The sequence below is a fragment of the Kocuria kalidii genome (genome assembly GCF_044462225.1).
GTDB lineage: Bacteria > Actinomycetota > Actinomycetes > Actinomycetales > Micrococcaceae > Kocuria > Kocuria kalidii.
In genome coordinates this window covers 1-12,015 of the sequence record NZ_JBISWJ010000034.1, presented here as the reverse complement: position 1 = coordinate 12,015, position 12,015 = coordinate 1, and the positions used below count along the sequence as shown (strand labels likewise).

Here is a 12,015-nt window from a genome sequence, read left to right as displayed (position 1 = left end):
CGGGTCCGCCGCCGCGGGTCCGTCATCGTCCGCCGTGCAGAGTCGTGCAGAGTCGTGCAGAAGGGGAACCGTCATGAGAACCGTCCGTCTGGGGAACTCGGGCCTCGAGGTGAGCGCCGTGGTGCTGGGCATGATGAGCTACGGGGACCCGGCCCGGGGATCGCACGGGTGGAGCGTGGGCCTCGACGAGGCCCGGGCGTTCGTGCGCCGGGCCCACGACGCCGGGATCACGACGTTCGACACGGCGAACGTGTACTCGCTGGGCTCCAGCGAGGAGATCACCGGCACGCTCCTCGCGGAGATCGCCCCGCGGGAGGAGGTCCAGATCGCCACCAAGGTCAACGGCCGGATGCGGGACGCCCGCAACGGCGGCGGCCTGAGCCGGGTGGCGATCATGCACGAGATCGACGCGTCGCTGAAGCGACTGGGGACCGACTACGTGGACCTGTACCAGATCCACCGGTTCGACCCGCGGACCCCGATCGAGGAGACGATGGAGGCCCTGCACGACGTCGTGAAGGCCGGGAAGGCCCGGTATCTCGGCGCCTCCAGCATGTGGGCGTGGCAGTTCGCCCGCATGCAGCACGCCGCCGAGCTGCACGGCTGGACGACGTTCGTCTCCATGCAGGACCAGTACAACCTGCTCGAGCGCGAGGAGGAGCGGGAGATGCACCCGTTCTGCCGGGCGACAGGGGTGGGAGTGCTGCCGTGGAGCCCGCTCGCCCGCGGCAGGGTGGCACGGCCGTGGGGCTCCGCCGGCTCCGGGTCCCGGGAGAGCACCGACGCGTTCGGCCAGGGCCTCTACACCCAGGACGTGCCGGCGAACCGGGCGATCGTCGACGCGGTCGCGGCCGTGGCCGGCGAGCGCGGTGTGCCGATGGCCCAGGTCGCCCTCGCGTGGGTCGCCGGCAGGCCCGCCGTGACGGCGCCGATCGTCGGCGCCACGAAGGAGCACCACATCGACGACGCCGCGGCCGCCGTCGAGCTGGACCTCTCCGAGGAGGAGACCCGCCGCCTCGAGGAGGCCTACACACCGCGCCACCCCTCCGGATTCTGAGGGCCCCGGCGCCCCGGGGCCCCGGGGCGCCGGGGCGCCGGGGAACGGCCCGCGTCGGCGCCCGTCCGCGCAGCACCTATCCGCGCAGCGCCCGGAGGTGCTCGACCGCCTGGGGCAGCACCGTCCGCAGGTCGCCCACGATGCCGAGGTCGGCGATCTCGAGGACCGGCGCCTGCTCGTCCTTGTTCACGGCCACGATCGTTCCCGCCGTCTGCATGCCCGCCCGCTGCTGGACGGCCCCGGAGATCCCGCACGAGACGTAGAGCTGCGGGGAGACGGTGCGCCCGGTCTGGCCCACCTGCGCCTCGGGACCGATCCACCCGGCGTCCACCGCCGCGCGGGAGGCCCCGATCGCCCCGCCGAGGGCGTCCGCGAGCTCCTCGAGCGGGCCGAAGTCCCCGCCCGTGCCGCGGCCGCCGGCCACGACCACGCGCGCCTCGTCCAGCGCGGGGCGCCCGGAGGCGGGCAGCTCGGCACGGGCCACCACCCGGGCCGCGGGCACGGTGTCCTCGACGGCGTGCGCGCGGACCCGCGGGCGCTGCGCTCCGGCCGTCGCCGTGCCGGTGCCGCCGGCAGCGGCGCCGGCGAGGAGCTCGACCGAGTTGGGCCGGACGGTCGCGACGAGCACCGCGCTCGTGGCCCGGCACCGCGTGGTCCAGCCGCCCGCGAGGACGGGCTTGGTGGCGACGAGGTCGGCATCGAGGGCCACGACGTCGGTGACCACCCCGGCCCCGAGCCGCACGCCCAGGCGCGCGGCGACGTCCTTGGCCTCAGGGGTGGACGCGAGGAGCAGCACGTGCGCTCCCGTCTCCCGGGCGGCCGCCTCCGCGAGCGCGACCGCCGGTGTGGTGAGCCGGTCGCCCGGCCCGCCCTCCAGGGAGTGCACGGCGTCCACCGCGTGGGCGGCGAGCTCGTCGAGCAGGGCGTCGTCGGGTGCGTCCGGTACGACGACGTGCGTCGCGCCCAGGGTGCCCGCAAGCACGAGCAGCTCCCGGTCGGCGCGGCGCAGCCGGTCCGTGCCGCCCAGCACCACCAGGGTGACGGGCGTGCCGGTGCTCGTGCCGCCGGCGGTGGTGCCGGCGGCGGTGGGGGGTGTCGGCGTGGTCATGGTCGTCCTCCTCCTGCCCGGCGAGCGGGCGAGTGCGGTTGCGGATCCGATGCGATTGCAGGTCCGATGCGATGGCGGGTCCGATGCGGTGGGGCCGGGGATCAGACGAGCTTGTGGGCCACGAGGAACTCGGCGAGGCGGATGCCGCCCTCGCCCTCGTCGTGCACGATCTCCCCGGCCGCCCGCGGTGGACGGGGCACGGCGTCGAGCACCTCGGTGAGCGAGCCGGCGGGACCCACGGCCCCGGCGTCCAGGCCGAGGTCGTCGAGCGACCACGTCCGCACGGGCTTCTTCTTGGCCGCCACGATCGCCTTGAAGGTGGGATAGCGCGGGGTGTTGACCTGGTCGGTCACGGCGACGAGGGCGGGCAGCCCGGCCACGACTCGCAGCGACTCCGTCTCCGTGTGCCGGACGGCCGTGACGGAGGTGCCGCCCTCGGCCAGGGCCAAGGAGCTCGCGAAGCCCACCTGGGCGAGGCCGAGTCGCTCGGCGAGCTGACCGGGGACCAGGGACGTCTCGCCGTCGGTGGAGGCCATGCCGGTCAGCACGAGGTCCACGGCCTTCTCCTCCACGGCGGCGATCCGCTCCACCGCCGCGGCGAGCACGCGGGCGGTGGCCCAGGCGTCGGAGCCGGCGAGGGCGTCGTCGAGCACGTGGAACCCGGCGTCGGCGCCCAGCTGGAGGGCGCGCTTGAGCGCGTCGGTCGCGCCCGCCGGCCCCATGGTGAGCGCGAGCACGCGGTGCCCGGCACCCGCGCCGCCGTGGGTCTCGACGATCTGCACGGCGGCCTCGAGCGCGTACTCGTCGAGCTCGGAGAGGATGCCGGACCCGCGGTCCAGCCGGGGCGGGCTCCCGGCGAGGACGCGGTCTCCCACCGCGTCGGGGACGTGCTTGACGGGAACGACGATCGTCAGGGGCTGGCTCATGGTCTCCTCCGGACGGAACAGAACGGGATAGGACGGGACGGGACGGAGCCGGACCGGGCGGTCCGTGCGCGCGGACGGGGTCCTCAGGCCTCCGCACGGCGCACGAGGCGCTCGGCGTGGCGGATCAGCGGTTCGTCGACCATGCGCCCGCGGAACGTGAAGACGCCCGGGGTGCGGCGGGCGGCGTCGAGGATCTCGCGTGCGGCGGCGACCTCCTCGGGGTCGGGCCGGTAGGCGTCGCGGACGGTCCCGACCTGTCCCGGGTGGATGCAGGCGGTCGCTGCGAAGCCGGAGGCCACGGCGTCGAGGGCCTCCTCGCGCAGCCCGTCGTGGTCGTCGATGTCGAGGTGCACCGCGTCGATCGCGGGCCGCCCGGCGGCGCCCGCCGCGAGCAGGACGGCGGCGCGGGCGGAGCGGGCCACGTCCCGGTAGGCACCGTCCCGGCGCCGGGACGAGCTGCCGCCGAGCGAGGCCACGAGGTCCTCGGCGCCCCACATCAGCGCGACCACGTTGGGGGCCCGGGCGATCTCGGCCGCGTTCACCACGCCCTCCGCGGTCTCGCACAGGGCGACGACGCGGTGCAGGCCCAGTTCCGCGGCGACGGCGAGCCGTTCGGCGGAGGCGGTCTTGGGCAGCATCACGGTGGTGTACTCCGTGTGCCGCAGGGCGACGAGGTCGTGGGCGAAGTCCTCGGTGTCCTCGGCGTTGATCCGCACGATCGTGCGGGCGGGGTCCAGGGGCGTGGCGACGAGGGCCTCGCGGGCGGCGGATTTGGCGGACGGCGCCACGGCGTCCTCGAGGTCGAGGATCACCGCGTCGGCACGCTCCGCGGCCTTGGCGTAGCGCTCGGGGCGGTCGGCCGGGCAGAACAGCAGGGCCGGGCCGAGGGGGAACGGGTCGGTCATGCGGGGCTCCTTCGCCGGGGTGCGCCGTCGCTGCGGGGTGTCGCTGCGGGGTGTCGCTGTGGGGTATTGCTGTGGGATGTCGTTGCGGGGGGTCACTGCGGGGCGGCGTCGCGAGACCACACGAGCACCGAGCGGGTGCACCCGGCGACCACGACGCCGTCCTGGTTGCGGCCGGTGTGCCCGACGCGGACGACCCCCTGACCCGGCCGGGACGAGGACGGGCGCGCGCCGAGGATCTCGGAGGACGAGTACAGGGTGTCGCCGTGGAAGAGCGGGTGCGGGAAGGCGATCTCCTCGAAGCCGAGGTTGGCCACGATGGTGCCCTGGGTCAGCTGGGCCACGGACGCCCCCACGAGGGTGGACAGGGTGAACATGGAGTTCACGAGCCGCCGGCCGAAGGGCTGGCGCTCGGACCAGGCCGCGTCGAGGTGCAGGGACTGGGTGTTCATGGTGAGGGTCGTGAACAGCACGTTGTCCGCCTCGGTCACGGTGCGGCCCGGGGCGTGCTCGTAGACCGTGCCGACCTCGAACTCCTCGAACCACAGCCCGCGCTGTCGGACCACCTTGCGCTCCTCGGTCACGGCCGCCTCCTCACAGTCCCAGCTCACGGGCGATGAGCATGAGCTGCACCTCGGTGGTGCCCTCGCCGACCTCGAGGATCTTGGCGTCCCGGTAGTGGCGGGCCACCCGGAACTCGTTGATGAACCCGTAGCCGCCGAAGACCTGGGTGGCGTCCCGGGCGTTGTCCATCGCGGCCTCCCCGGCCACGAGCTTGGCGATCGCGGCCTGCGTCTTGAACGGCCGGCCGGCGAGCATCCGGGAGGCCGCGTCGTAGTAGGCCAGCCGGGCGGTGTGCGCGCGGGCCTCCATGCGGGCGATCCTGAAGGACACGGCCTGGTTGTCCCCGATGGGGCGGCCGAAGGACTGCCGCTCACCCGCGTAGCGCACGGACTCCTCGACGCACCCCTGGGCCGCCCCCGTGGCCAGGGCCGCGATGGCGATGCGGCCCTCGTCGAGGACGGACAGGAAGTTGGCGTAGCCGCGGCCCTCCTCCCCCAGCAGGTTCCCCTCGGGGACCCGGACGTCCTGGAGGGACAGCGGGTGGGTGTCCGAGGCGTTCCAGCCGACCTTGTCGTAGGCCTTCTCGGCGCGGAAGCCGGGAGTGTCCGTGGGGACGATGATCGTGGAGATGTCCTTCCGCACCCGCCCGTCCGGCAGCTCCGTGGTGCCGGTGACGGCGGTGACGTTCACCAGGCGGGTGATGTCCGTGCCGGAGTTGGTGATGAACTCCTTGGCGCCGTTGACGACCCACTGCCCGTCCTCCCGCTTCGCGGTGGTGCGGGTGCTGCCGGCGTCCGAGCCGGCCTCCGGCTCGGTGAGGCCGAACCCGGCGAGCGCCCGGCCCGCGGCGAGGTCGGGGAGCCACCGCTGCTTCTGTTCCTCGGTGCCGAAGCGGAAGATCGGCATCGCGCCGAGCGAGACGCCCGCTTCGAGGGTGATGGCCACGGACTGGTCGACCCGGGCGATCTGCTCCAGGGCCAGGCACAGGGCGAAGCTGTCCCCGCCCATCCCTCCGTACTCCTCGGGGAAGGGCAGGCCGAACAGTCCCATCCCGCCCATCTGCGCCACGATGTCGTAGGGGAACTCGTGGGCCGCGTCGTACGCCGCGGAGACCGGGGCGATCACCTCGTCGGCGAAGTCGCGGACGGTGTCGGAGAGGTCCTGGTACTCGTCGTCGAGCTCGAAGTTCATGCGCTCTGCTCCTGGTCGGTGGGGCGGGCATCGGTCTGCGGGCGGGGACCGGGCGCCTCCGGGGTGTCGCCGGGCGTCCCGTCGGGTGTGCTGTCCGGCATGACCTCGGGTGTGCCGTCCGGCATGACGTCGGGGCCGTCCCCGGGGAGGTCGCCGGGGACGGCGTCCGCGGTGTCCGGTCCGGGGACGACGTCGGGGACCACGCGGGCGAGCAGCTGGTGCAGCCGCACCTGCTCGCCCGGCCGGACCAGGACCTCGACGGTGCCGGCCGTGGGCGCGGTCAGGCGGTGCTCCATCTTCATGGCCTCGACCACCACCACGGTCCGGCCCTCGACGACCCGGTCCCCGGTGGCGGCGGGGACGGCGACGACGGTGCCGGGCATGGGCGAGTGCAGCTCCGGGGCGGCGGGCCCGGCCGTGCGCTCGAGGGCGGCCAGCGTCCGCTCGAGCTGGGCCTCGCGGGTCAGGACCTGGAGCTCCACGGCGAAGCCGTCCTCGCCCACCCAGACACTGTCCCCGCCCGCGCCGGCGGCCACGTGGACCACCCGCGACGTGCCGCCGGTCCCGAGCAGGTGCGCGGCCGGACGGCCCGGCAGCGGGGTGAGGCGCACGGCGGGGTCCACGGCGGTCCGGCGGGGCTCCTCGAGCCCGTGGGCCAGCACCACCGCGGGCCGGGCGCGGCCGGCGGCCCGCCAGCCGTCCGGGCGGGACCAGGGGCCGTGGTCCCCCGACCGGAGCCGGTCAGCGGAACGGCGCTGCTGCAGGAAGGCGGCCGCGGCGGCGAAGTGGCTCTCGTCGGGGGCCGTGAACTCCAGCTCCGGCAGGCGCCGCTCGACGAGGGTGGTGTCCATCTCCCCGGCGCGCACGGCGGGGTCGGCCAGCAGGGCGCGCAGGTACTCGGTGTTGGTGCCCACCCCGAGCACCACGGTCTGTGCCAGGGCCAGGTCGAGCCGGTCGAGGGCCTGGTCCCGGTCCGCACCCCAGGCGACCACCTTGGCGAGCATCGGGTCGTAGTCCGAGCCGACGCTCAGCCCCGGTGCCAGCGCGGAGTCCACCCGGATCCCCGGGCCGGAGGCCTCCTCCAGCGCGAGCACGGTGCCGGCGGTGGGCAGGAAGCCGCGGGCGGGGTCCTCGGCGTACAGCCGGGCCTCGACCGCGTGCCCGGTGAGCACCACGTCCTCCTGCGCCAGGCCCAGCGGCTCCCCCGCGGCGACGCGGAGCTGCTGCGCCACGAGGTCCACGCCGGTGACCAGCTCGGTGACGGGGTGCTCCACCTGCAGGCGGGTGTTCATCTCCATGAAGAAGAAGGTGCCGGGCTGCGCGGCGGGCACCAGGAACTCCACGGTGCCGGCGCCGGTGTAGCCCACCGAGCGGGCCACCCGGCAGGCGGCCTCCCCGATCCGCTCGCGGGTGGGGGCGTCCAGCAGCGGCGAGGGCGCCTCCTCGATGACCTTCTGGTGCCGCCGCTGCAGGGAGCACTCCCGCTCCCCCAGGTGCACCACGGTGCCGTGGGCGTCGGCGAGGACCTGCACCTCGATGTGCCGGGGGGAGCCGACGAGCTGCTCGAGGAGCAGGGTGCCGTCCCCGAACGCGGCCGCGGCCACCCGCCGGGCCGTGGCCAGGGCCTCCGGCAGCTCACCGGGGGTGCGGACCACGTGCATGCCCTTGCCGCCGCCCCCGGCCGAGGGCTTGATCAGGACGGGGAAGTCCATCCCGGCGGCTGCGGCCACCAGCGCGTCGTCGTCGAGCCCGGGCTCCGAGACCCCGGGCACGGTCGGCACCCCGGCCGCGGCCACGTGCCGCTTGGCGCGGATCTTGTCGCCCATGACCTCCAGCGCCTCGGCGCCGGGGCCGACGAACGCGATCCCCGCGGCGGCGCACGCCCGGGCGAAGGACGCGTTCTCGGACAGGAAGCCGTAGCCGGGGTGGATCGCCTGGGCCCCGGTGGCCCGCGCGGCTGCGAGCACGGCGTCGATGCGCAGGTAGCTCTCGGCCGGGGCCGCCGGGCCCAGGCACACGGCCACGTCGGCCTCGCGCACGTGCACCGCGTCCCGGTCCGCCTCGCTGTAGACCGCGACCGAGCGGATTCCCAGGGCCTTGAGCGTGCGCAGGATCCGGCGGGCGATCTCGCCGCGGTTGGCGACGAGCACGACGTCGAAGCGGCGCGGGGGCGTGCCGGTGGCCATGGGGCTCACATCCTGAACAGGCCGAGAGCGGGCTCGGGCAGCGGGACGCGGGAGCAGACCTCGAGGGCCAGCCCGAGCACCTCGCGGGTGTCGGCGGGGGCGATCACGCCGTCGTCCCACAGCCGGGCGGTGGAGTACCAGGGGCTGCCCTGCTCCTCGTACCGGGCCCTGATGGGGGCCATGAACGCCTCGCGCTCGGCCGGGTCCCACTCCTGGCCACGGGCGGCCAGCTGGTCGGCCTTCACGGTGGCCAGCACGGAGGCGGCCTGAGTCCCGCCCATCACCGAGATCCGGGCCTGGGGCCACAGGAACAGGAAGCGCGGGGAGTAGGCCCGCCCGCACATGGAGTAGTTGCCGGCGCCGAACGACCCGCCGATCACCACGGTGAGCTTGGGCACCCGGGTGGTGGCCACGGCCGTGACCATCTTGGCGCCGTGCTTGGCGATGCCGCCGGCCTCGTAGTCGCGGCCCACCATGAAGCCGGTGATGTTCTGCAGGAACAGCAGCGGGATCCCCCGCTGGTCGCACAGCTCGACGAAGTGCGCGCCCTTCATCGCCGACTCCGCGAAGAGCACCCCGTTGTTGGCCACGATCCCCACCGGGTGACCGTGGACGTGGGCGAAGCCCGTGACCAGCGTGGTGCCGTACTGGGCCTTGAACTCGGAGAAGCGGCTGCCGTCCACGAGCCGGGCGATCACCTCGTGCACGTCGTAGCCGGCGTTGGGGTCCACCGGCACCGCGCCGGGAAGCTCCTCCTCGGCCACGGCCGGGGCCCCGGGCTCGGCCACCGGCCAGGCACGGGGACCCGGGGGCGGCAGGGTCGCCACGATGTCCCGGACGATCTCCAGGGCGTGCACGTCGTTCTCCGCGAGGTGGTCGACGACGCCGGAGGTCCGGGCGTGCAGGTCGCCCCCGCCGAGCTCCTCCGCGGTGACCTCCTCGCCGGTCGCGGCCTTCACCAGCGGCGGACCGCCCAGGAAGATGGTGCCCTGCTCGCGCACGATCACGGTCTCGTCGCTCATCGCCGGGACGTAGGCCCCGCCCGCGGTGCAGGAGCCGAGCACGGCCGCGACCTGCGGGATCCCGGCCGCGGAGAGGTTGGCCTGGTGGTAGAAGATCCGCCCGAAGTGCTCCCGGTCCGGGAAGACCTCGTCCTGCAGCGGGAGGTACGCCCCGCCGGAGTCGACGAGGTAGACGCAGGGCAGCCGGTTCTCGAGGGCGATCTCCTGGGCGCGCAGGTGCTTCTTGACCGTCATGGGGTAGTAGGTGCCGCCCTTGACCGTGGCGTCGTTGCACACGATCATCACCTGCCGGCCGTGGACCAGGCCGATCCCGGCGAGCACGCCGGCCGCCGGGCACTCGTCGTCGTACATGCCCTCCGCGGCCAGGGCGCCGATCTCCAGGAAGGGGCTGCCGGTGTCCAGGAGGTGCTCCACCCGGTCACGGGGCAGGAGCTTCCCGCGCGCCACGTGCCGCTCGCGGGAGGCCTGCGGTCCGCCCTGCGCCGCCCGTTCCAGGCGCCGGGCGAGCTCCTCGACCAGCTCCTGCTGGGCGGCCGCGTTCGCGGCGAACGCCGCGCCCGCCGGATCGACGTGGGTGCTCAGCACGCGCATCCGCTTCCTCCGTCCCGGCCGGGCGACCCCGGGATGCCATTTCAGTTAATCTGCACTAACCTGAATTCCAGGGTAGTTGGCGACCCACCCGCCTGTCCAGGACACCGACGCCGAGAGGTCAGCACCCATGCCGCAGACCGGCAGCAGTCCGAGCCCGCCCACCACCGTGCGCGGGCAGGCCAAGGCCCAGCGGCGCGAGGACCTGCTCGCGACCTCCGCGACGCTCTTCGCCGAGCGAGGTTTCACCGGCGTCTCGATCGACGACATCGGTGCCGCCGTGGGCGTCAGCGGTCCGGCGGTCTACCGGCACTTCCCGAGCAAGCAGGCCGTCCTGGGCGCGATCCTCCTCGAGGTCAGCGCCGATCTCCTCGACCGGGGCCGCGAGGTGGTGGCCCGCACCCCCGAGCCGGCCCGGCGGCTGCGGGCGCTGATCTCCGTCCAGGTGGACTTCGCACTGCACCGTCCCGCCGTGATCGTGGTGCAGGACCGGGAGCTGCCGAACCTCACCGAGGAGGACCGCCGCACCGTCCGCGCCCTGCAGCGCGACTACGTGACGCTGTGGGTGGACGCCCTGCGCGAGCTGGCCCCCGCGCGCGACGTCATGGAGGTCACCCTGCGCGCCCAGGCCGTCTTCGGGCTCGTCAACTCGACCCCCCACTCCCTGCGGTCAGCGCGGCGGCTGCGCGCGCCGCAGGAGCCGGGACGCCTCGACGCAGCCCGGGCCCCCCTCGAGGAGATGGCCTGGGCCGCACTGCGCACCGCGTTCGCCCCGACCCCGACCAGCACAGGAGGCACGCCGTGACCGGGACCCCGGCCGATCGGCCGTTCTACGAGGAGGAGCACGAGGAGTTCCGGGAGGCGGCCCGCGAGTTCACGCACCGTGAGGTGGCGCCGCACTACGCCGCGTGGGACGCCCAGCACCTGATGCCCCGCAGCCTGTGGACGGCCGCCGGCGAGGCGGGACTGCTCGGCCTCGCCGTGCCCGAGGAGTTCGGGGGCATGGGCCTGACGGACTACCGGTTCCGCGCCGTGCTCGACGAGGAGCTGGTCCGGCGGGGCGCCCTCGGGGTGGCCCTGGCCCTGCACCTGCACGACGACTGGGTGCTGCCTCACCTGCTCGCCCACGGCACCGACGAGCAGAAGCAGCGGTGGCTGCCGCCCATGCTCACGGGCGAGCTCGTCACCTCCGTGGCCTGGACGGAGCCGGACGCGGGCTCCGACCTGCGCGGGGTGCGCACCCGGGCCGTGCGCGACGGCGGGGACTGGGTGCTCACCGGCCAGAAGACGTTCATCGGCAACGGGATCAGCGGGGACGCCGCCCTGGTCCTGGCGCGCACGGACGGAAGCACCGGTCGCGCCGCGGAGGACGGCTTCAGCCTGTTCCTGGTGCACAAGGCGGACTCCCCCGGCTACGAGACCGGCAAGCAGCTCGACAAGATGGGGGTCAGGGCCTCGGACACCGCCGAGCTGTTCTTCGAGGACGTCCGGGTCCCCGCCGCGAACCTGGTCGGGGCCGAGGGCGGCGGGCTGCGGCAGATCCAGCAGGCGCTGCCGCAGGGGCGGCTGGCGGTCGCCGTGGCCGCGAGCGCCGTCGCCCGCTCGACCCTGGAGAGCACCCTCCGGTACACGGGCGGACGCACGGCCTTCGGCTCCCGGGTGCTCGACTTCCAGCACACCCGCTTCGAGCTCGCGGAGCTGACGGTCGAGGTGGAGGTCACGGAGGCCTACGTGCAGCGGGCGGTGCACGCGTTCAACGCGGGGGCCCTCGACGTGGTCGGGGCGTCCAAGGCCAAGTACTGGGCCGGCGAGCGGGCGAAGTCCGTCACGGACCGGTGCCTCCAGCTGCACGGCGGGTACGGCTACATCCTCGACTACCCGGTGGCGCAGGCCTACCTCGCGTCCCGCCTGCTGACGATCTTCGGGGGCACCAGCGAGATCCTCCGCGAGACGATCGGGCGGGCCGTGGCCGCCGAGGCGTGAGGGGCAGCCCGGCGCCGGCGACCTGACGCAGGGACCGCACGCCCCGCCACCGGTCCCAGCACGGGTTCGCCCACGCTGAGGCGGCACTGTCGGCGGTGGTGCCGGGAGCGGTGAACCCGGACGCGTTCCACGTCCACGAACCGCCCCTGGGCGGCACGTGCGGCCGGGGCGGCCGTCGACGCTCGTGCGCCGGCGGACGAGCGCGTCGAGGTGGCGGACGGAGGTGCGAGGTCTCCCCTGCACGGAGGCCCCCTCCGCGACGTTCCTTGACAGGGAGGACGATCCCCCCGAGACTCATGTCACACAGATCGTTGCGCATCGCGACGTGTGTTGCGCCCATTGCGCAGATGGTGGGCCGCCGTCGCGGCCGAGGGGCCCCGCCTGCAGGAGTGGGGCGCTCTCGGCCGCCGACGGGTCGCCGCCGACCCGGCTCGTCACCCCGGGCCGCACACCACCGAGCCTCTGTTTTTGCGAACCCAGAAGGGCGG

The 12,015-nt window shown here is 74.6% G+C and carries 10 protein-coding genes; 3 read left to right on the top strand and 7 right to left on the bottom strand.

What is annotated here, in order from left to right:
• Nucleotides 1-73 precede the first annotated feature (73 nt).
• Nucleotides 74-1,057 (top strand): aldo/keto reductase, encoded by a 984-nt coding sequence (locus ACH9D3_RS05610; RefSeq protein WP_396410191.1) that lies wholly within the window; start codon nt 74-76, stop codon nt 1,055-1,057.
• Between the two features lie 76 nt (nt 1,058-1,133).
• On the opposite strand, the gene ACH9D3_RS05605 is transcribed toward ACH9D3_RS05610, so the two are convergent.
• From ACH9D3_RS05605 to ACH9D3_RS05575, 7 genes are all read right to left on the bottom strand, one after another.
• Nucleotides 1,134-2,165, bottom strand: a complete 1,032-nt coding sequence (locus ACH9D3_RS05605; RefSeq protein WP_396410190.1) for an FAD-binding protein — start codon at nt 2,163-2,165, stop codon at nt 1,134-1,136.
• A 101-nt stretch (nt 2,166-2,266) separates the two neighbouring features.
• Nucleotides 2,267-3,091: an electron transfer flavoprotein subunit beta/FixA family protein gene (locus ACH9D3_RS05600; RefSeq protein ID WP_396410189.1), complete on the bottom strand. Its 825-nt coding sequence runs from the start codon at nt 3,089-3,091 to the stop codon at nt 2,267-2,269.
• An 83-nt stretch (nt 3,092-3,174) separates the two neighbouring features.
• Nucleotides 3,175-3,996 carry an aldolase/citrate lyase family protein gene (locus ACH9D3_RS05595; protein WP_396410188.1) on the bottom strand — a complete coding sequence of 274 codons (822 nt, stop codon included), beginning with the start codon at nt 3,994-3,996 and terminating at the stop codon, nt 3,175-3,177.
• A 92-nt stretch (nt 3,997-4,088) separates the two neighbouring features.
• Entirely contained in the window at nt 4,089-4,577 is a 489-nt protein-coding gene (locus tag ACH9D3_RS05590; RefSeq protein ID WP_396401196.1) for a MaoC family dehydratase, read from the bottom strand.
• 10 nt (nt 4,578-4,587) lie between these two features.
• Nucleotides 4,588-5,748, bottom strand: coding sequence for an acyl-CoA dehydrogenase family protein (locus ACH9D3_RS05585; protein WP_396410187.1), 1,161 nt, complete (start codon nt 5,746-5,748; stop codon nt 4,588-4,590).
• Complete coding sequence (locus tag ACH9D3_RS05580) at nt 5,745-7,934, bottom strand: ATP-binding protein (RefSeq protein ID WP_396410186.1); 2,190 nt, start codon at nt 7,932-7,934, stop codon at nt 5,745-5,747. Before ACH9D3_RS05580 ends, ACH9D3_RS05585 begins: the two co-directional genes overlap by 4 nt.
• 5 nt (nt 7,935-7,939) lie before the next feature.
• Nucleotides 7,940-9,547 carry a carboxyl transferase domain-containing protein gene (locus tag ACH9D3_RS05575; protein ID WP_396410185.1) on the bottom strand — a complete coding sequence of 536 codons (1,608 nt, stop codon included), beginning with the start codon at nt 9,545-9,547 and terminating at the stop codon, nt 7,940-7,942.
• 127 nt (nt 9,548-9,674) lie between these two features.
• Here ACH9D3_RS05575 and ACH9D3_RS05570 point away from each other — a divergent pair, with 127 nt between their 5' ends.
• Together ACH9D3_RS05570 and ACH9D3_RS05565 are read left to right on the top strand one after the other, a co-directional pair.
• Nucleotides 9,675-10,349: a TetR family transcriptional regulator gene (locus ACH9D3_RS05570; RefSeq protein WP_396410184.1), complete on the top strand. Its 675-nt coding sequence runs from the start codon at nt 9,675-9,677 to the stop codon at nt 10,347-10,349.
• The gene (locus tag ACH9D3_RS05565) at nt 10,346-11,527 is read left to right on the top strand and encodes an acyl-CoA dehydrogenase family protein (RefSeq protein ID WP_396410183.1); all 1,182 of its coding nucleotides are present in this window, start codon (nt 10,346-10,348) and stop codon (nt 11,525-11,527) included. Before ACH9D3_RS05570 ends, ACH9D3_RS05565 begins: the two co-directional genes overlap by 4 nt.
• The last annotated feature ends 488 nt before the right edge of the window (nt 11,528-12,015 follow it).

Bases quoted from the DNA above. Each gene is read 5' to 3' on its own strand.
- ACH9D3_RS05600 (WP_396410189.1), bottom strand. From the start codon at position 3,091: ATGAGCCAGCCCCTGACGATCGTCGTTCCCGTCAAGCACGTCCCCGAC.
- ACH9D3_RS05570 (WP_396410184.1), top strand. From the start codon at position 9,675: ATGCCGCAGACCGGCAGCAGTCCGAGCCCGCCCACCACCGTGCGCGGG.
- ACH9D3_RS05595 (WP_396410188.1), bottom strand. From the start codon at position 3,996: ATGACCGACCCGTTCCCCCTCGGCCCGGCCCTGCTGTTCTGCCCGGCC.
- ACH9D3_RS05585 (WP_396410187.1), bottom strand. From the start codon at position 5,748: ATGAACTTCGAGCTCGACGACGAGTACCAGGACCTCTCCGACACCGTC.
- ACH9D3_RS05605 (WP_396410190.1), bottom strand. From the start codon at position 2,165: ATGACCACGCCGACACCCCCCACCGCCGCCGGCACCACCGCCGGCGGC.
- ACH9D3_RS05580 (WP_396410186.1), bottom strand. From the start codon at position 7,934: ATGGCCACCGGCACGCCCCCGCGCCGCTTCGACGTCGTGCTCGTCGCC.
- ACH9D3_RS05610 (WP_396410191.1), top strand. From the start codon at position 74: ATGAGAACCGTCCGTCTGGGGAACTCGGGCCTCGAGGTGAGCGCCGTG.
- ACH9D3_RS05575 (WP_396410185.1), bottom strand. From the start codon at position 9,547: ATGCGCGTGCTGAGCACCCACGTCGATCCGGCGGGCGCGGCGTTCGCC.